The sequence below is a fragment of the Herbidospora sp. NBRC 101105 genome, assembly GCF_030269205.1.
Lineage (GTDB): Bacteria > Actinomycetota > Actinomycetes > Streptosporangiales > Streptosporangiaceae > Herbidospora > Herbidospora solisilvae.
In genome coordinates this window covers 709,569-730,175 of sequence record NZ_BSSX01000002.1, presented here as the reverse complement: position 1 = coordinate 730,175, position 20,607 = coordinate 709,569, and the positions used below count along the sequence as shown (strand labels likewise).

Below are 20,607 nucleotides of genomic sequence, written 5' to 3'. Positions count from 1 at the left end.
CCGGAGGCTTCAGGGTGCGACCCCGGGAATTCCGGCCGCCGACCCCAGCTCGCGCAGCTCCCGCCGCGAGCTGATGTCGAGCCGCCGGAACACGTGCCCCAGGTGGAACTCGACCGTCTTCACGCTGACCACGAGCCGGTCGGCGATCTCCCGGTTGGTCAGGCCGTCGCAGGCCAGCCCGGCGACGGCGCGTTCGGCGGGGGTGAGGTCGTCGAAGGGGCGGCCGGGGCCGTCGACGGCGAGGCCCGCGTCGCGGGCGGCGGTGCGCGCCAGGTCCTGGTAGGCGCGGGCGCCGATCCGCTCGAACTCCCGGTACGCCGCCCGCAACGCCCGCTCGCCCGCCTTCGACCTGCCCCGGAGCAGGTGGCAGCGGCCCGTGAGGAGGTCGACGAACGCGCGCTCCAGCGGGAACGGCGCGGCGTGCACGCGGGCCTCGGCGAAACAGGCCAGCGCCCGCTCGTGCTCGCCGCGGGCCATCGCGATCAGCCCTCGGGCCCGGGAGGCGCCCAGGCCGTCCAGGAGATCCGGGGGGTCCCCGAGATCGCCCGCCCGGCCCAGCTGGGCGAGGGCCTCCTCCCGGACCGCGCCGAGCAGGTGGGTGCCCGGTTCGCCGGCCGGATAGATCCCGGCCAGGTCGGTCGACGCGGCCAGCGCCCACGACGGGTCGTCGCGGGCCCGCGCGATGGCGATGGCCGCCGTGGCGGCGTAGACGCGGGCGGCCGGCACGCCGGTGGCGCGGGCCCAGCGGGCCGACTCCTCGGCGTGGGCGCCCGCGCGGGCCCACTCGCCCATCGCGGCCAGCGGGTAGGCGGCCTGGGCGTGCAGCATCGCGTAGTCCCAGACGCGCTCGTTGTCCTGGGCGTCGGCGACGGCGAGTTCGGTGTGCAGCACCGCCTCGGCCAGCTCGCCGCGCCGGTAGAGCGCCTCGCCGAGGAAACCGAGCGCCTGCCCGACCCGCAGCGGTTCGCCCTCGGCGGCGCGGTGGACGGCCAGCCGCAGGTCGGCGCAGGAGCCGTCGAGGTCGCCGCGCCACAGCCGGATGACGCCGCGGGCCACCAGGCCGTCGAGCCCGGCGGGCGCGCCGGGGGTGTCGGCGGAGGCCAGCAGCTCCAGCGCCTCCGCGCCGCGTCCGGCGACGGCCAGGCCGAGCGCCCGCGCGAACCACGCGAAGGCCGCCACCCAGGGCTCCCGCGCGCCCGCGACCGCCCGCGCGCCGAAGGTGATCATGTCGTGGTCCGAGACGGTGACGACGCCGATGACGGCGAGCTGGCTCGCGATCCGGGCGTCGAGGTCGGCCGGGCCCTCGTCGGCCTCCAGGTCCAGCGCGTGCAGCAGGAGGGTCCTGGCCTCGGCGACCTGGCCCATGAGGAGCGTCTGGTAGCCGTACACATAACGACCCCGCCTGCTCCGGTCGGCGGCCAGCCAGCCGCGGAACGGCAGGGTGCGGGCCAGGTCGCCGGCCACGAGCATGGCCTCCAGCGCGGCCAGCCGCAGGCCCCGGTCGCCGGTCAGCGGGAGCGACTGGGCCAGCAGCACCGCCGCCTCCTGGGTGCGGGAGTCGCGCTGCAGCCGGGTCGCCTCCCGGGCGATGTCGGCGGCCAGCGTCTCGTCGGGCGTGCCGCCCGCGGCGGCGATGCGGTGCCGCAGCGAGTCGTGCCGGGCGTGCAGAGTGCGGCGGCGGGGCTCGGGGATGTCGTGGTAGAGCACGCTGCGGACCAGCGCGCTGGTGAACTCCAGCCCCTTGCCGGTCCGCCTGACCAGGCCGGTCGCCACCGCCGCGTCTGAGTCGGCGGGCCAGCGCCGCCCCTCGACCGAGCCGGCCTCCAGCAGAGCTCTGACCTCTGGCGTGCATCTGCGCAGGCGGTCGCGGACGGCCGTCACGACCGAGCGGGGCGCGGGCAGCGGGCCGGCGCCGTAGGCGAGGGTGTGCGGGTCGAGTTCGTCGAGCAGGTGGCGGGCGTGCAGGGGATGGCCGCCGGTGTGCTCGTGCAGGCGGGCCGCCCCGGCCGCCGACAGTTCCGGGTGCCCGCATAGGGCGGCCAGCCGGATCAGGTCGCCGGCGGTCAGGCCGGACAGCGTGACACGTTCGGTCATCAGGCGTCGCCAGCCGTCGCCCAGGGCTTCCAGGTCGCCGACGACCAGCACCAGCACGTCGGGACGCCGCCGGATCGCCAGGCGCAGCGCGCCGAGCTGGTCGCGGTCGGCCCAGTGGGCGTCGTCGAGCACCACGACGCAGTCGCGGAACACCGGTTCGGGGCCCTCCCAGGCCAGTTCCGGCTCGTGTTCGTCGGCGGCGGCCCAGAAGACCGGCCGGTCCTGGCTCGCGGTGAAGCGGCGGGCCAGCGCCGTCTTGCCGATGCCCGGTTCGCCGTCGATCCCCACCACGTGTGCGCGGGTGGTGGCCAGCCAGGTCAGCTCGGCCTCGCGGCCGACGAAAACCTCCTGCATTCCGGCTATTCAACGCGCTCGCGCCGACTTCGCCCAAGTGTGGGCGGTAGCCGTAAAGAAAGCTGCTTTTGGCTTGTGAATCTTTCACGGGCTCCCGGCCGCGCCGAGCCGGGAGCTCTTCAGCGGCGCGTCACGGAAGTTCGAAGTTCTCCGTCAGCGCCGCGCCTCGATGGGGTTTGTAGAGGTCGTAGCCGCGCGGGTTGCACTGGAGCCCGCCGTTGATGCAGTGGCGGACCAGCGCGGCCAGGATCGCCGGGTCGTCCCAGGCGTTGAAGAAGTCGTAGTGCCACGAGTAGCCGCGGCCACTCGACAACCTGGCGTTCGACAGGTCTCCGCTCGCCGGGAAGGCGATCTTGAATTCCAGCATCGGCACCGCCACCGGGTGGGACGACGGGCAGTAGCCGCCGACCGGGTAGGCCATGTGGCTCTTGTGGTTGGCGCTGTCGAGGTTCACGCCGTCCCAGCAGCTCGGGGCCTGGTAACGCACGTTGACCTGGCTTCCGGCCGGGCAGCTGGCCGGAATGTCCCACTGGAAGGAGATGTCGCCGCACTCGAAGCCCTCGACCCGGCCGGGCGAGTCGCGGAACTCGGCGAGCGTGGCGGTCGGGCTGCCGACGACGAAGCGCAGGCCCTGCGGGAAGGGCACCACGCGCCAGTACTCGTGGATGCCGGACTTGTAGTAGATGACCTGATTGCCGATCGGGGCGATGAGCTGGTCGCCCTTGTAGAAGCTCGGGAACCAGTAGGCCGACTTGTCATGCGGGTTGGTGCACGACGTCGAGCCGTTGAGCAGCGACGCCGAGGTGCTGGACGCGTTCGTCGTGGTGTTGCCGACGAAGGTGTGCATGTGGGAGGCGCCCGGCAGGTTCGGGTAGACGATGGGGTCGTCCGGGCGGTGCTGGGTGAGCGAGCAGTTGGCCTGGAACTCGCGGTGGGTGACCGGGTCGGTGAACGTCGGGCTCGGGACCGGCTGCTGGCCGGAGCCGCCCGTGCCGTAGATCTTGAACTCCCAGAGCGAGTAGCCGTAGCCGGTGCCGCGCTGGGTGCCGTAGAGGCGGACGTAGCGCCCCGAACCGGTGACGTTCAGCGTCTGCGTGCCGCCCGTGCCGGTCGTGGTGGTGTAGACGTCCGTGTACGGCCCGCCCGCGTTGGCGGAGGTCTGGATCTTGAACGACTTCCCGTAGGCGCCCTCCCACTGGAGGACCACCTGGGAGATCACGGCGTTGCCGCCCAGGTCGACCTGGATCCACTGGGGGTCGCTGAAGGCGCTGGCCCAGCGGGTGCCGGTGTTGCCGTCGAACGCGGCGCCGGCGGCGTAGCCGTCGCCCTCGTTCGACGAGGCGGTGGCCGGCCGGTTCTGGGAGATGAGGGCGTCGGCGGCCATCGCGGGCGCGATGACGGCCAGCCCGGCCGTGATCGTCGCCACGATGGTGGCGACGATCAGGCTCAGGCGTATTCGTGGATGCACGGCGTCTCCTCGGCAGGAAGGGGGGTGATGGAGAGCGCTCTCCAAAGGAGAGTGGGCCGTGTCATCTCACCTTGTCAAGAGCGTGCCGGAAACACGCAGTTCACATACCGTGCTCCCAGACCAGATCGACCTGGTGCTCGATGGTGACGTCGGTGCCGGCGCGGATCCTGGGAACGCTCACGGCGAGGGGGACGCGACGCATTTGAGCCGCAGATCGACCACCGAGCGTCCGGCGTGCACGACGAACTCCCCGTCCTCGGTACGCCACCCGCCCGCCTCCCAGTGCTGGAAGGCCCTCCGGGGCAGCTCGACGACCACGTCGACCGCCTCGCCCGGATCGGCGCGCACGACGGCGAACCCGGCCAGCCAGCGCGGCGGCCGGCCCGAGCCGGGTTTGGACAGGTAGACCTGCACGACCTCCCGCCCCGGCCGCTCGCCGGTGTTCCTGACCCTGACCCGGACCCCGCCGCCGACCGGCGTGAGACTCTCGTAGGACCACGTCGTGTAGCCGAGGCCGTGGCCGAACCAGTAGCCGGGCGACCGGTCGGCGGTCAGCCAGCCGCGATGGCCGACGTTGAGCCCCTCGGCGTAGATCACCTGCCCGTGCACCGGCGCGGCCGGGACGAGCGGGACGTCGCTCCAGGTCGTCGGCAGCCTGCCGCCCGGTTCGCGGCGCCCGGACAGCACGTCGGCGACGCCGTGCCCGCCCTGCTGCCCGGGGAACCAGCAGAGCAGCAGCGCGTCGACCTCGTCGCGCCAGGGCATCGCGACCGGCCCGCCCGAGTTGACCACGACGACCGTGCGCGCGGCGGCGGCGACGGCCTTGACGAGGTCGTCCTGGCGGCCGGGCAGTCCGAGGCCGGTCCGGTCGTGCGCCTCGCTCTCGATCTCCTCGGTGGTGCCGACCACGACGACCGCGACGTCGGCGCTGCGCGCCGCGTCGACGGCGGCCCGGATCGCGGCGTCGTCGTCGGGCCGGGGCGGGTCGGCGGCCAGTACGCAGGCCCGGCCGGTGTGGGGCTCGATCGCCCGGGTGCCCGTGACGAGCACCTCGACGCCCTCTTCGAGCCAGACGACGGCGTGCCGGAAGGGCGGTTTCAGGTGGACGGTGGCGGGGTCGTCGCTGTCGCAGGGCACGTGGGTGTCGAGCACCCGCTGACCGTCGACGCTCAGGGTGAGGCGTCCCCAGCCGGCGACGGAGAGCCGCCAGTGCCCGGAGACCTCCGGGCGCAGGAAGGAGCTGACCTCGACGGTCGTGGTGCCCTCGACCACCGACGGCTCGGGCAACCATCCGGTCCGCCGGTCCTCGGCGAACAGCTCCTCGCCGTCGGCGCCGAGCATCCGGACCCACGCCCGGTCGACGGGAGAGGGCCCGGCCTGCACGTCGACGCCCGGCACGTGGACCAGTCCGGGCGCGACCTCCCGCAGCCCGTCGAGGATGGAGACGACCCCCGAGGGGTAGACGCCTCCGCTCCCGCCGCCCTGGATCCGGGTCCGCGCCGCGTGCGCCCCGATGACCGCGATCCGGGGCGTGGCCAGCGGCAGCACCCCGCCGTCGTTCTTCAGCAGCACGCACGAGTCGGCCACCGCCCGCCGCAGCAGCGCGAGTTCGGCGGGGTCGCCCGCGGGCCCGCCGGCGGCTCGCTCCGATCCGGCCGTCTCCGGCGCGAGCCCGCCGTTCCGGGTGAGCTGCACCCGCTCGGCCAGCGTCATCGGAACTCCACGGGGAGCCTCACGACCGGGGTGCGGCGTCGGCGCGGTCGCCGCCTCGGGCAGGACGCGGACCCGGTCGGCCAGCAACCTCAGCCGGGCGATCTTGTCGTGGACGACCTCCTCGGGGACCGTTCCCTCGCGGACGGCCGCGCGTAACGGGTCGCCCCAGAAGTCGTTCGGCCCCGGCATCGCGAGGTCCTGGCCCGACAGGGCCGAGGCGACCGTCGACCGGACGCCGCCCCAGTCGGACACCACCACCCCGTCGAAGCCCCACTCGGTCTTCAGCGGGTCGCGCAGCAGCGGGCTCTCGGCCATCGGCGTCCCGTTGACCTGGTTGTACGCCGACATCACCACCCACACCCCGGCCGCCACCGCCGCCTCGAACGGCGCGAGGTAGACCTCGCGCAGCACACGGGCGGCGATGAGCGAGTCGTAGGTCATCCGCTCGGTCTCGGCCTCGTTGCCCACGTAGTGCTTGGCCGTCGCCGCCACCCCGCGCGACTGCACGCCTACGACGTAGGCGGCCCCGATCAGGCCGGTGAGCAGGGGGTCTTCGGAGAAGCACTCGAAGTGGCGGCCCCCGAGCGGGGAACGGTGCAGGTTGAGGTTGGGGGCCAGCAGGACGTCGACCCCCTTGCGGCGGGCCTCGGAGCCCAGGAGGGCGCCGAGCTCGCCGACGAGGCCGACGTCCCAGGTCGCCGCCAGGGCGGTCGGTGAGGGCAGGACGAGCGAGGTGCGCCGCTCGTCCCAGCCGGGGCCGCGCACCCCGACCGGGCCGTCGGACATGACGAGCTCGGGCAGCCCCAGGAGAGGTTCCGAAGCGGTCCGCCATACCGACGACCCGGACAACAGCCGGACGAAGTCCACAGATCCCCCCGCGTCTGAGTGGGTTGGAGAGCGCTCTCCATTGAAGGGATCCGGGACGTGCCCTGTCAATCCACCAGCCGCGCCGCCTCCTCGTCGGTGAGGGCGTCGAACTCCTCGGCCAGCAGGTCCTCGATGGTCCTGGCCAGCTCCTCGACCGTCCGGCGGAGGAACAGATACCGGATCGGCACGTCGAGGTCGATGATCGCGCGGATGCGGGCCGCCACCCGTACCGCGATCAGGGAGTGGCCGCCGACGGCGAAGAAGTCGTCGAGCGCGCCGACCCGTTCGAGGCCGAGGACCTCCTGCCAGATGTCGGCCACCAGGCGTTCGGCGTCGGTGCGCGGCTCGACGAACGCGGCCCCGCTCTCGGCCACCGGATCGGGCAGCGCCTTGCGGTCGACCTTGCCGCTGATGGTCATCGGCATCGCGGCCAGGCGGGTCCAGAGCGCCGGCATCATGTACGCCGGAAGGATCTTCTCCAGGTGGTCGCGCAGGTCGCCGAGGTCGGCGTCGCCGACGACGTAGCCGACGAGGATGTCGCCCCGCGCGGTCACCGCCGCCTGGTCGACCCCGGGGCAGGTGAGGATCGCCGCCTCGACCTCGCCGGGTTCGACCCGGAACCCCCGGACCTTGACCTGGTTGTCCATCCGTCCGAGGAACTCCAGGTTCCCGTCGAAGCCCCACCGGGCCCGGTCGCCGGTCCGGTAGACCCGCTCACCCTCGAACTCGACGAAACGTTCGGCGGTCAGCTCCGGGCGGCCGTGGTAGCCGTCGGCCACCCCGGCCCCGCCGATGAGCAGCTCACCGGCGACGAAGGTCGGCGCGACGCCGCCCGCGCGGTCGGCGACGTAGCAGGTGGTGTTGGCGATCGGCCGCCCGATCCGGGGCTCCCCGCCGCCGGGGGGCACCTCCCAGGTGGTGGACCAGATGGTGGTCTCGGTGGGGCCGTACACGTTGACCAGGCGGCCGAGCCTCGGCCGCAGCTCGCGCGACAGCTCCTCTGGCAGCGCCTCGCCGCCGACCAGCCCGGTGATCGCCGGGTCGGAGAACCCGGCCTCGATCAGCACCCGCCAGCCCGACGGCGTCGACTGGATGTGGGTGATCCCGGCGTCCCGGATGAGCTTGATCTGCGCCGCGCCGTCGACCGCGACGTCCCGCCCCGCGATGACCGCCCTGCCCCCGCCGATCAGCGGCAGGTAGAGCTCCAGCGCCGAGATGTCGAACGACACCGACGACAACACCAGCCAGACCTGCCCGGGGTCCGACCCCAGCAGGTCGGCCATCCCGGCCAGGAAGTTCGCCAGCGCCGAGTGCCGGATCACCACCCCCTTGGGCCGCCCGGTGGAGCCGGAGGTGTAGAGGGTGTACGCGTGGTCGTCCGGCCCCGGCGGGAACCCCTCGGACGGGTCGGCGGCGAGGGCCTCCGACACCGTGACGACCTCGACGCCCGGCGGCAGCCGCTCGGCGGGCCCCTCGTCGGCCAGCACCAGCACCGCGCCGGAGTCCTCCAGCATGTACTGGATGCGGGCCGGCGGGTTGTCGGGGTCGATCGGCAGGTAGGCCGCCCCCGACCGCATCACGCCGAGCAGCGCGGGCAGCACCCGCACCGACCGGTCGACGCACACCGCGACGACCGACCCGCGCCGGTCGCCGAGCCGCCCCGCGATCCGGGCCGCGGCCTGGTCGAGTTCGGCGTAGGTCAGCACGTGCTCGCCGTCGGAGAAGGCGATCGCCTCGGGCGTGCGGGCCACCTGGTCGGCGAACAGGCGGGGCAGCGGCGCCGGGATGGGCCGCTCGGTGGCGTTCCACGTGGTGACGAGCCTCTCCCGCTCGCCGTCGGTCATGAGGGGCAACCGCGAGAGCGGCAGCGCCGGGTCGTCGGCGACGCCGTGCAGCAGCACCCGCCAGCGCTCGAACAGGGCCGCGACGGTCGGCTCGTCGAACAGGTCGGTGTCGTAGCGGACCACGGTCACCAGGTCGCCGCTGTCGTCGCCGGCCCAGAAGACGTCCACAGCGACGTCGCAGCGCACCCACTTCCACCCGTGCGGGAAGGGGGTCGCGGTCAGCCCGGAGAAGCGCTGCTCGCGCTCCAGCTCGCCCGGGTGCAGGGTGAGCGTGGTCTGGTAGAACGGCGTGACGCTGAGGTCGCGGCCGATGTCGAGCTCCTCGACGAGCCGCTCGAACGGCACCCGCCGCCGCGACAGCGCCCCCAGCAGGGAGGCCATCGTGCTCCGCAGGAACTTCTGGAACGGCGGGTCACCGGACAGGTCGCCGCGCAGCACCAGCATGCCCGACAACCCGGCGACCAGCGCCTGGGCCTCCTCGGTGTCCCGCCCGCCGTCGGGCACGCCGACGGTCACGTCGTCCTGGCCGGAGTGCCGCGACAGCAGCACCTGGTAGGCGGCCAGCAGCAGCGCGAACAGCGTGCACCGCGAGCCGCGGGCCACCTCCGAGAGCCGGGAGACCAGCGCCGCCGGGAGCCGGAACGCGATCTCGTCGCCGTGCCCGATCCGCTCGGCCGGGCGCGGCCGGTCGGAGGGCAGCTCCAGGGTCGGCGGGTTCGCCAGGCGCTCCCGCCAGTACTCCAGCTCCTTCGGGTCGATCTCCGGCGTGGACGCGGCGTGCTCCCGGGCGGTGACCTTCAGCGGATCGGGTTCGCCGCCGCCGTAGAAGACCACCAGGTCGTCCATGAGGACGTCCAGCGACCAGCCGTCGGCGATGATGTGGTGGGTCACCAGCACCAGCACGTGGCTCTCGGGCCCCAGGCCGATCACCGACACCCGGAACGGCAGGTCGGCGACCAGGTCGAAGGGCCGGTTGGTGCGTTCGGCGACGAGCGTCTCCGCCTCCTCGGTGGACGAGGCGCGCAGCCACTCCACCTCGACCGGCGCGGCCGGTTCGACGACCAGCACCGGCCGCCCGTCGACGGCGGGGAAGCGGGTCCGCAGCGTCTCGTGCCGCCGGGCCAGCGCCGTCACCGCCCCTTCGAGCGCGGCGGGGTCGAGCCGCCCGGTCAGCAGCCGGACCCGGTGCAGGTTGAAGGCGGCGTCCTCGGGGTCGAACTGCTGGAGGAACCAGGCGCGTAACTGGGCCGGGGTCATGCCGTCTCTCCTGAGCGCAGTCGGCGGGCGAGCGCCAGGCGCTCCTCCCGGGTGAGTAGATGTCTGGCCGAATAGGGGACCGGGTTCGCGGCCAGCCCCTCGATCGCCTCGGCCGCCGCGCCGAGCCCGCCGTCGGCGGGCACCCGGACACGCGGGCCGGTCAGCGCGGCCTTCAGCAGCGCCGCCGCCTCCTCGGGCGACCAGCGCTGCTCGGGCAACCACGACCCGAGCCCGGCCGCCGCGACGCGGGCGCCGTTCTCGGCCCGGTCGAAGCCGTGGGCCAGGACGACCTGCGGGGTGCCCGAGGTGGCCGCCCTGATCAGGGTGCCGATCCCGCCGTGGTGCAGGATCGCCCCCACCCGCGGCACGACCCGCTCGAACGGCAGGCCGGGGAACCAGCGCATCCCGTCGGGCAGCGTCGCGGGCACCAGGTCGCGGTGCCGCACGGCCAGCAGCGCGGGCCGCCCGACCGCCCGGCACGCTTCGACGGCGACCTCGTAGAACCGCTGGTGCAACATCCGGCCGGTCCCGCCGGTGACCAGGACGGCGTCCTGGTCGAGCAGTTCCTCGGCCTCCGGCGACAGCTCGTGGTCGCCGGCCGAGTCGCCGAGCGGCGCGCCGGTCAGGCGCACCCGCTTCGGCGCGGGAGTGCCCGCCCGGTCGAACCACGAGGGCCAGAGCGCCACGTCGAGGTGGGCCGAGGCGAACCACGCCGCCCAGTCCTTGACGGGCGGCAGCCCGTGGCCCGCGCGGATGGCGTCGAGGCGGTCGGCCATCGTCCGCGCGTAGGTGTGCGCGATGCCGCGCTCGGACATGTACTGGATCGGCGTCACCGCGACCCAGGCCGCCGGGGCGTCGAGCGCCTCGGCCGCGAACAGGGTGGAGATGGCCGTGGTGTGCCGTCCCACCAGGATCGTCTCGCCGGGAACGTATCGTTCCATCGTGTGCCGGATCTCGAACACGATCTGCTCGAACAGCCCGTTGGCCTCGTAGTAGTCGCGCCACCGCCCGAGGCCGGCGCCCAGCAGCGGGGGAGTGTCCGCCAGGTTCGCCTCGTACGCCTCCCGCGTGTCGATCGCGGTGAACTCCAGGCCGGCCCCCTCGGCCAGGTCCCGGAAGGGGCCGTGGGTGAGCAGCTCGACCTCGTGGCCGCGCTCGCGCAGCGCCCGGCCGAGGGCCACGAACGGCAGCACGTCACCATGGCTGCCGTGCGTGGACATGATCACTCGCGCCACGTGCGGTCTCCCAGGAGCGCCTTGATCTCACCCGTCGGCAGGGCGTCGACCTCGGCCAGCAGCGCCTCGACGTCCTCGCCCTCCTCGTCGAGGATCTCCTGGATGGCCCGTGCCGCCCCGGACGCGGTCAGGTCGCCCGCGAACAGCACCTCGACCGGCAGCACCACCCCGAACTCGCTCTCCACCCGGGCTAAGAACTGCACCATCGCGAGCGACTGACCGCCGAGGTCGAAGAAGTCCTCGTCCGGTGACGTGACCGGAACCCCGAGGATCTCGCTCCAGAGCCGCATGACCCGCTCTTCGTTCACTTTTCCTCCGTGCTGTGCCTGTTCCCTGAGGCGGATTCACAGCGCGGGACACGGCCGGCCTCCGGCCGTCCGCGTCCCGCTTTCGCATCAAGCGCTGCGAACCCGATGACATCGTCGGGGATGGCGTCCGGAACCTCCAGGTCGAAGTTCCACAACCGCCGCATCCGTGTCCCGACGGCGACCGTGGCCGCCATGACCAGGGCGAACAGGACGTACATGAGAGCGATCCCACGCCCCTCCCCGGTTCCGATGATCATGCCGACCGTACTGGTCAGCGGGCCGTCCGCGGCCATCAGCGGCTCGAACAGCGCCGTTCCGTAAGGGGCGATGAGCCCATAGCCGATAGGGAGTGTCGAAAAGGCCACAAGCTGGTTGAGTGCGAAGACCCGGCCGTGGAACCGCTGGGGAACCTTGACCTGGATGATCGTGTTGTAGACGCCGTTCAGCACGGTGAGCGAGGCGAACATCCCGAAGACGCCGGCCGCGATCACGACGAGGTCCTCGCGCACCCCGACGACCAGCGCGAACGCCGCCAGCGAGAGCGTGGCGAGGAGCTGGCCGCGCAGCCGGAGCCTTCGCGGGCCGCCCCAGAAGGTCATGGCGAGCCCGCCGAGGAACACCCCGAGCCCGCCGAAGAACGCCACCCGGCCCACGTCGGCCGTGTCGGCGAAGCTCAGCACCAGCGGCGAGACCAGCAGGAACAGCGGCGACATGAACAGGTTCACGAACGCGAAGAACAACAACATCCGCCGGATGCCCAGGTGCCCCCAGGTGTAGCGGAACCCCTCGGCCATCTCCTTGACCACGGTCTCCCGCCGCTTCCACGGCAGGGTGCGCGGGAACCTGATCGCGGCCAGCACGACGATCGCGACCGCGTAGCTGACCACGTCGATGAGCAGGATCCCGCCCAGCCCGACCACCGCGAGCAGCCCGGCGGCGACCAGGGGGACCACGAGCTGCGCGACCCCGGTCGCCATCCCGACGACCCCGTTGGCGTGCCCGAGGTACCGCTTGGGCACGAGCTGGGGGATCGCCGACGCGTAGGCGACCCGCTGGAAGGTGAGCGCGACCGAGAGCCCCACGAGCAGCGGGTAGACATGCCAGATCTGTATCGTTCCGGTCCAGACGAGGAGGCCCAGCCCGAGCTGGGTGCCCCCGGCCGCCAGGTCGGCGCACAGCAGCACCGCCCGCCGGTTGAACCGGTCGACCACGGCCCCCGCGAGCGGCGCGGCGAGCAGCCCCGGCACCAGGCCCAGCACCGAGAACAGCGCGAAGTTCGCCAGCGAGCCGGTCTCCAGGTAGATCCAGAGCGGGATGGCGAACTCGGTCAGCGCCGACCCGGTCATCGAGACGAGCTGACCGGCGGCGAGCACCAGGAAGCGCCGCATGCTCGGTGGGGGACCGGCCGATCCGGGCAGCCCGGCGTCCGGGACGGGGGTGTCCGTCCGGGAGACGCCCTCGACCCACCACGTGCCCGTCCCCTTCGCGGGCAGCACGTCACCGGCCGCTTCTTCCGCCAGTTCCCGGTGGACCGTGGTCACGATCGTGGCCAGCTCCTGGGCCCGGTACTTCACGAAGTAGTGCGCCGCCTCGTCCAGCACCACACAGGCCGTGACCCGCGACAGGCAGTGCCATTCGCGGTAGCGCTCCTGGTAGAACTCCATGACGGGGTCGCGCTCCCCGGCCACCGCGATCACCGGGGCCGACAGCGGCTCCGCGCCCTCCTCGAACAGCCGGGCGAAGTACCGCTCCGCCTCGCGGGTGCCGCGCCGCCGGTTGCGGACGATGAGTTCGAGCTCGGCCTGCTCGAACTCGGCCACGTCCAGGCCCGAGGCCACCAGGCCGTTGATGCGCGACTGGTCGCTGCCGTGGTCCTCCAGCCACTCGCCCACCCGGGCGAACAGGCCCCGGGGCCGCGTGAAGGGGAAGACGCCGCCCAGGTAGACGGCCTCGGCCGGACGGCCCGCCGCTTCGAGCCGGCGGGCGACGGCCGCGACGAGGGTGGTGCCCGCGCCGCAGTGGCCGTACAGGACGACCCGGCCCTCGACGGTGGCCAGGATCTCGGCGGCGACCTGGTCGGCGACCTCCTCGGCCGGGCGCGGCTCCTCGCCCAGCTCGTTGCCGGGGACGGCGATCGAGTGCAGCGCCCAGTCGGCCGGCATCGCGTCGGCCAGCGGCTTGAAGACGACGGCGCTGCCGCCGCCGTAGGGGGCGCAGACGAGGGAGGCCGTCACCCTGCGCTCGGGGGTCAGCCGGTGGAGCAGGCCGCCGGAGCCGGAATCCGACCGGGCCAGCTCGCGCACGGTCGGGTGGGTGAACAACCGCATCAGCGTGACCGGATGACCGGCCTTGCGCATGCGGGCCACCACCTGCATGGCGAGCAGCGAGTGGCCGCCGAGGTCGAAGAAGTCGTCGGTCACCCCGACCCGTTCCAGCCCGAGCACCGCCGCCCAGATCGCGGCGATGGTCTCCTCGGCCTCCGTCGCGGGCGCGACCAGGCCGGTCAGCACCGGCTCGTCGGCCGACGGCAGGGCCGCGCGGTCGACCTTGCCGTGCGCCTTGAGCGGCAGGGCCTCCAGCCACACCCACCGGGCCGGGACCATGTAGTCGGGCAGCCGCTCCTTCGCCCAGGCCCGCACGTCGGCGGCCGGGATCTCGTCGCCGACCAGATAGGCGACCAGCCGCTGGTCGCGCAGCTCCACCACCGCCTGCGCGACGGCGGGATGCTCGGCGAGCACCGTCTCGACCTCGCTCAGCTCGACCCGGTAGCCCCGGATCTTGACCTGGAGGTCGCGGCGGCCGAGGAACTGCAGCACCCCGTCGTTGGTCCAGCGCCCGAGGTCGCCGGTCCGGTAGACGCGGGAACCGGGCAGCCCGTAGGGGTCGGGAAGGAACTTCTCGGCGGTGAGGGCGGGCTTGCCGAGGTAGCCGCGGGCGAGCCGGTCGCCGCCCAGGTAGATCTCACCGGTCACCCCGGCCGGCACGGGCCGCATGTGCTCGTCCAGGACGTAGACCCGCGCCCCCGGCAGCGGCCGGCCGATCGGCAGCGTGGCCTGACCGGTCTGGCCCGGCTCGACCTCGAAGGTGGTCACCCCGACCGTGGCCTCGGTGGGGCCGTAGTGGTTGACCACCCGGCACCGCCCGGCCAGCTCGGAGGCCCAGCCGACGGTCGAGGCCTCGCCGCCGAGGATGAGCAGTTCCTTCGGGAGTTCGACGTCGAGGGCCGCCAGGTGGGAGGGGGTCATCTTCAGGTAGTCGGGGCGCACCGGCCACGGGCCGGTCGACTTCGGCGGGATCAGGTGCAGGGTGCCGCCCGTCATCAGCGACAGGTAGAAGATCGTCACCCCGAAGTCGAAGGCGAGCGACTGGGGGAGGGCGAACACCTTCCCCTCCTCGATCCCGAACCGCTCCCGCACGCCGGACAGGTAGGTCAGCACCTCCCGGTGCTGCACCGCCACGCCCTTCGGGCGGCCGGTCGTGCCGGAGGTGTAGATCACGTAGGCCAGGTCGTCGGGGGTCACCCCGGAGTCGGGCGGATCGGCCGCCTCGCCCGGTTCCAGGCCGAGTTCGACGGTCCCGCCGGGCAGCGGGCGTCCGGTGACCGACACCCGGGCCCCCGAGTCGCCGATCAGGTAGGCCAGCCGGTCGTCCGGCTGCTCCGGGTCGAGGGGGACGTAGGCCGCGCCCGCCTTGAGGACGCCCAGCAGGGCGGCGGCCACCCCGGCCGACTGCTCCAGGCAGACGGCCACCCGGTCGCCGGGGCGCACCCCCGACGCCCGCAGCCGGTGGGCCAGGTGGTTGGCGCGCCGGTCCAGTTCCCGGTACGTCACCACCTCGCCCCCGAACACCACGGCCGGGTCGCCGGTCACGGGCGGCAGCTCGTGCAGCAACCGGGCGGGCAGCGGCCGGGCCGGGGCCGCGACCCCGAGGGCCAGCACGTCGTCGGCGTCGGGCACCCACGCCACCTGCGACAACGGTGTCTCCGGCGCGGCGCGCAGGACGGTCGTCAGCGAGTCGGTCAGCCGGGCGACGGTCTCCGGCCGGAACAGGTCGGGGTTGTAGATGACCAGGCCGTCGCCGTCCCAGAGGTAGCAGGCCAGGTCGAAGCGGCTGACCGTCACGTCGGGGTGGAAGGCCGAGACGGCCAGTCCGTGGTCCTCCCGGGGCCCGTAGTTCTGCAGCGCCAGCAGCACCTGGAACACCGCCGACCGGCTGACGTCGCGCTCCACCTTCAGCTCGCCGACCAGCTTGTCGAACGGCACCTCCTGGTGCGCGTACGCGTCCAGGCAGGAGTCGCGGACCCGGAGCAGGAACTCCCCGAAGGTGGGGTCGCCCGACAGGTCGGCCCGCATCGCGAGGGTGTTGACGAACATGCCGGCGAGGGGTTCCAGCTCGGCGAGCGGGCGTCCGCTGACCGGCGAGCCGACGGCGAAGTCGTGCTGCCCCGACCACCGGCCGAGGGTGAGCTGGAGCGCGGCCAGCATGACCATGTAGGGCGTCACCCCCTGGTCGGCGAACCGGGACAGGAGGTCGAGGTCGACGCGGAAGCGGTGGCCGCGGCCGGAGGTGGTCTGCTCGGCCGGGCGGGGGAAGTCGAGCGGCAGCTCCAGCGGCGGCACCCCGGTGAGCCGGTCGCGCCAGTAGGCGAGGTCGCGGGTGTGGTCGCGGGTGCGTTCCCACAGGGCGTAGTCGCCGTACTGGATCGGCAGCGGGTCGAGGGCGCCGCCCCCGTGCAGGGTCAGCAGCTCGCGCAGCAGGATCTCGGCGGACCAGCCGTCGGTGACCGCGTGGTGGGCGGCCATCAGCAGGACGTGGTCGTCGGCGGCCAGGCGGATCAGCAGGACGCGGAGCAGCCCCCCGGCCGACAGGTCGAAGGGGCGGACCAGCGTGGCGGTGATCAGCTCCCGGGCGGCCCCCTCCGAGGCGGCCTCCACGAAGGAGAACTCGGTGGAGGGCTCGGCGTCCACGACCACCTCCGGCAGGCCGTCGTCCGAGGCGAGGAAACGCATGCGGAGGCTCTCGTGCCGGCGCGACACCTCCGTCACCGCCGCCGCGAAGGCCGTCGCGTCGAGGGCGCCGGTGAGGCGGGTCGTGTAGGGCACCGTGTACGCCGTCGTCCCCGCCCGGTACTGCTCCAGGAACCACAGGCGCTCCTGCGCGTGCGACAGCGGCGGGACGACCTCGGGAGAGCGGGGAGCGATGGTCTCCGAGACGGTCCGGCGCTGGAGCCGGCGAGCGAGAAGTGCCTGTTTGGCCGGGGAGAGACTGGTCAACAGATGCTCCGGATTCGTCGAGGCCCTCTTCGGGGCCGATTCGCAGCGTGAGCCGCGACCGGCCGGTGGCCGTCCGCGTCCCGCTCTCGCGGACAGCACGAATCCGCGCCCCCGCCGACTGATTTGGGAGCGCTCCCACGACGCCCTTCTGTGAGGCTATGGACGCGTTTTCAGCAGGGTCAAGGAAACGACGAAATTTCATTACGTTTCATGACATCGCGGTAACGGCCTGCAGTTTCAGCCCCACTTCAGCGCCGGCTCTTGACAACCCGACGGCGGGCCGCCCGACGTCAGATCTGGTCTTACTGCAGGTCAAAGCGGGTGTTTCGGCCAACCGGCCCAGTGCGTGGAGAGCGCTCTCCACCTGCGTCGACGCCCCCTTCCGGCCCTCCCGGGTGTTTCGCGGGTGTTTCCCCGGCGGGGATTGGGGCCTTGACACCTGTCAGCCGCCCGCGCGAGTCTCTTGATTTGGAGAGCGCTCTCCAACCGCGAAGCCCTTCACCCCCCAAGGAGCGGCCGTGTCCCGCTTAGGCCTGTTCATCGCCACCCTGGTCGCGCTCGTCGCGTCCGGGCTGGCCGTCACCTCACCGGCGGCGGCCGCCGACCCGCCGATCTCGCAGGGCAAACCCGCGACCGCCTCCTCCTCCGAAGGCGGGGCCTTCGGCCCGGCCGCCGCCTTCGACGGCGACCTCACCACCCGGTGGGCCTCCAACTTCAGCGACCCGCAGTGGATCCAGGCCGACCTCGGCTCCACCCAGCAGATCAGCCAGGTCGTCCTGCACTGGGAGGCCGCCTTCGGCCGCTCCTTCGCCATCCAGACCAGCACCAACGGCACGACCTGGACCGACGTCTACACCACCACGACCGGCACGGGCGGCGTCCAGACGCTCGACGTCACCGGTTCCGGGCGCTACGTCCGCCTCTACGGCACCCAGCGTGGCACCGGCTACGGCTACTCCCTCTGGGAGTTCCAGGTCTTCGGGCCGGGCGGCGGGACCGGCAACCCCGGAGGCGCCTGCGGGACCGCCAACGTCGCCCAGGGGAAGACCGCGACGGCCTCCAGCGTCGAGAACGCCGGCACCCCGGCGAGCGCCGCCTTCGACGGCTCGGCGACCACCCGGTGGTCCAGCGCCTACAGCGACCCGCAGTGGGTCCAGGTCGACCTCGGCTCGTCTCTGCCGGTCTGCAAGGTGGTGCTGACCTGGGAGGGGGCGTACGCGACGGCGTACAAGATCCAGTCGAGCGTCAACGGCACGACCTGGACCGACCTGCACAGCACCACGACGGGCGCCGGCGGCACCCAGACGATCGACGTGAGCGGGACCGGCCGCTACATCCGCATGCACGGCACCGCCCGCAACTCCGGCTGGGGCTACAGCCTGTGGGAGATGGCGGTCTACTCGGGCGACGGGGGCACTCAGGAACCGGAACAGCCCGGAGACTGGACCGAGGTCTGGCGTGACGACTTCACCGGTGGCTCCGGCACCTCCCCGTCGGCCGCCAACTGGCTGCTGCGCACCGGCACCTCCTACCCCGGCGGCGCCGCCAACTGGGGCACCGGCGAGGTCGAGACCATGAGCGCCTCCACGGCCAACGTGTCGCTGAACGGCCAGGGCTTCCTGGAGATCAGGGCGCTGCGGGACGGCGCCGGCAACTGGACCTCCGGCCGCGTCGAGACCCAGCGCACCGACTTCGCCCCCCAGCCCGGCCAGATGTTGCGCTTCAGCGCCCGCCTCAAGCAGCCCGACGTCGCCAACCCTCTCGGCTACTGGCCCGGCTTCCGCGCCACGGGAGCCGCCTACCGGGGCAACTACACCAACTGGCCCGGCGTCGGCGAGACCGACATCATGACCAACGTCAACGGCCGCAGCCAGCTCGCCCAGACCCTCCACTGCGGCACCGCGCCCGGCGGCGTCTGCAACGAGTACGACGGCAGGACCAGCGGTTTCGCGTCGTGCACCGGCTGCCAGACCGGCTACCACGAGTACACGCAGATCATCGACCGCACCAAGACCGACGAGGAGATCCGCTTCTACCTCGACGGCCGGCAGACCTGGGTCGTCAGGGAGTCCCAGGTCGGCGTGGCGGCCTGGCAGGCGGCCATTCACCATGGCTTCTACCTGCGCTTCGACCTGGCCATCGGCGGCTCGCTGCCGAACGCGCTGGCCGGTCAGACCACCCCGACGGCCGCGACCACGCCGGGGGGCGTGCTGAGCGTCGACTGGGTCCAGGTCGCCCGCCAGACCGGCGCCACCCCGGCCGCGATGACCGACCCGCCCACCCCCGCCGGGCCGTCGGTCGTGCGGGTGACGGGCACCCAGGGCAACTGGCAGCTCCAGGTGAACGGCCAGCCGTGGGAGGTCAAGGGCCTCACGTACGGCCCGCCGCAGGGCGCCGGCGACGGCTACATGCGCGACCTGAAGAACATGGGCGTCAACACGATCCGCATCTGGGGCGTCGACGACAACACCCCGGCGCTGCTCGACAAGGCCGCCCAGCACGGCATCAAGGTGATCGTCGGCCACTGGCTGAACCAGGGCGCCGACTACGTGAACGACACAGCGTACAAGACCGCCGTGAAGGCCGAGATCGTGGCCCGTGTGAACGCGCTCAAGGGCCGCCAGGGCGTGCTGATGTGGGACGTCGGCAACGAGGTCATCCTGACGATGCAGGACCACGGCCTGCCCGCCGCCACCGTCGAGGCCCGGCGGGTCGCCTACGCCCAGTTCGTCAACGAGGTCGCGGTCGCCATCAAGGCGGCCGACCCCAACCACCCGGTGACCTCGACCGACGCCTACACCTTCGCCTGGACCTACTACAAGGCCCACTCGCCGGCCCTCGACCTGCTGGCGGTCAACTCCTACGGCGCGATCCACACCGTCCGCACCGACTGGATCAACGGCGGCTACACCAAGCCCTACATCGTCACCGAGGCCGGGCCCGACGGCGAGTGGGAGGTGCCCAACGACGTCAACGGGGTGCCGGCCGAGCCGACCGACCTGCAGAAGCGCGACATGTACACCGCCAGCTACAACGCCATCCACAACCACACCGGCGTGGCGCTGGGCGCCACCCAGTTCCACTACGGCCTGGAGAACGACTTCGGCGGTGTGTGGCTCAACACCCTCACGGGCGGCTGGCGGCGGCACGGCTACCACTCGCTGAAGCGGGCGTACACGGGCACGGCCTCGGCCAACACCCCGCCGGAGATCAACTCCATGACGGTCCAGAACCAGACGGCCGTCCCCGCGGGCTCGCAGTTCGTCGTGGAGACCGGCGTCACCGACCCGAACGGCGACCTGATCCGCTACAACCTGATGTTCTCGAACAAGCACGTCAACGGGAACCGCGGCTTCGACCACGTGCGGTTCACCGAGACCGCGCCGGGCCGCTTCTCGGTGACCGCGCCGCAGGCCATGGGCGTTTGGAAGGTGTACGTGTACGCCTACGACGGCCACGGCAACGTCGGCATCGAGACGAAGTCGTTCCGCGTCGTGCCGCCCGTCGCCCCCGGCACCAACGTGGCGGTCGGCAAGACCACGACGGCCTCGACCTTCCAGGCGACCGGCGACGGCGGCCCCTTCAACGCCGCGCGCGCCACCGACGGCAGCTACACCTCCCGCTGGGCCAGCGAGTGGGCCGACCCGCAGTGGATCCAGGTCGACCTGGGCTCCAACCAGGCGGTGAAGCACGTGCAACTGGCCTGGGAGGGCGCGTTCGGCAAGTCCTACCGCGTCCTGACCAGCACCAACGGCACGACATGGACCGAGTCCTACACGACGACGACGGGCGACGGCGGCTTCGACAGCCTGAACCTGACGGCGACGGCCCGATACGTCCGCGTCGAGATGACCCAGCGCGGCACGCCGTGGGGCTATTCGCTCTGGGAGTTCGGCGTCTACGTGTAAGCGGGGGGTTCGCCCGGTCTCGGGGCCGGGCGAACCCGCGATGAAGGAAACCGCCGGTTCGACACCCGGCGGTTTCCGGCGTTCCCGGCCGAGCTCCATCGAAGCCGCGCGTGCGCCGACATGCCGAAATTCCGGGCAGACGCCCGAATGCCGCGTTTCTCTGCGGCCCCGTGCAGCTTCAGATCCCTTTCCGTTACGGCTCCGCCCACCCCCACACCGCCCGCCGCTCCGGGCCGGCCGCCGTGAGCGGCGCCGGCCGGTCGCGCGCCGCACCGCCGCAACGAGT

8 protein-coding genes are annotated in these 20,607 nt (G+C 72.8%); 1 reads left to right on the top strand and 7 read right to left on the bottom strand.

Annotation, left to right across the window (positions count from 1 at the left end; all coding sequences use genetic code 11):
• Positions 1-9: 9 nt before the first annotated feature.
• The 7 genes from QSK34_RS12095 to QSK34_RS12065 all read right to left on the bottom strand — a co-directional run bounded on the left by QSK34_RS12095 (position 10) and on the right by QSK34_RS12065 (position 16,413).
• On the bottom strand, positions 10-2,448 hold the full coding sequence (locus QSK34_RS12095) for a LuxR C-terminal-related transcriptional regulator (RefSeq protein WP_285583267.1): 2,439 nt from the start codon (positions 2,446-2,448) through the stop codon (positions 10-12).
• Between the two features lie 130 nt (positions 2,449-2,578).
• Positions 2,579-3,916: a DUF1996 domain-containing protein gene (locus tag QSK34_RS12090; protein ID WP_285583265.1), complete on the bottom strand. Its 1,338-nt coding sequence runs from the start codon at positions 3,914-3,916 to the stop codon at positions 2,579-2,581.
• A gap of 177 nt (positions 3,917-4,093) precedes the next feature.
• A complete protein-coding gene (locus QSK34_RS12085) occupies positions 4,094-6,496 on the bottom strand; it encodes a glycoside hydrolase family 3 C-terminal domain-containing protein (protein ID WP_285583263.1) in 2,403 nt (800 codons plus the stop codon).
• 65 nt (positions 6,497-6,561) lie between these two features.
• The gene (locus QSK34_RS12080; protein WP_285583261.1) at positions 6,562-9,597 is read right to left on the bottom strand and encodes a non-ribosomal peptide synthetase; all 3,036 of its coding nucleotides are present in this window, start codon (positions 9,595-9,597) and stop codon (positions 6,562-6,564) included.
• Entirely contained in the window at positions 9,594-10,832 is a 1,239-nt protein-coding gene (locus QSK34_RS12075; protein WP_285583259.1) for a glycosyltransferase, read from the bottom strand. The genes QSK34_RS12080 and QSK34_RS12075 overlap by 4 nt, the downstream gene beginning before the upstream one ends.
• Positions 10,820-11,140 carry an acyl carrier protein gene (locus tag QSK34_RS12070; protein WP_030454484.1) on the bottom strand — a complete coding sequence of 107 codons (321 nt, stop codon included), beginning with the start codon at positions 11,138-11,140 and terminating at the stop codon, positions 10,820-10,822. Before QSK34_RS12070 ends, QSK34_RS12075 begins: the two co-directional genes overlap by 13 nt.
• Complete coding sequence (locus tag QSK34_RS12065) at positions 11,137-16,413, bottom strand: non-ribosomal peptide synthetase/MFS transporter (protein WP_285583256.1); 5,277 nt, start codon at positions 16,411-16,413, stop codon at positions 11,137-11,139. Before QSK34_RS12065 ends, QSK34_RS12070 begins: the two co-directional genes overlap by 4 nt.
• 518 nt (positions 16,414-16,931) lie before the next feature.
• Here QSK34_RS12065 and QSK34_RS12060 point away from each other — a divergent pair.
• Positions 16,932-20,321, top strand: a complete 3,390-nt coding sequence (locus tag QSK34_RS12060; protein WP_285583254.1) for a discoidin domain-containing protein — start codon at positions 16,932-16,934, stop codon at positions 20,319-20,321.
• Positions 20,322-20,607: the final 286 nt, after the last annotated feature.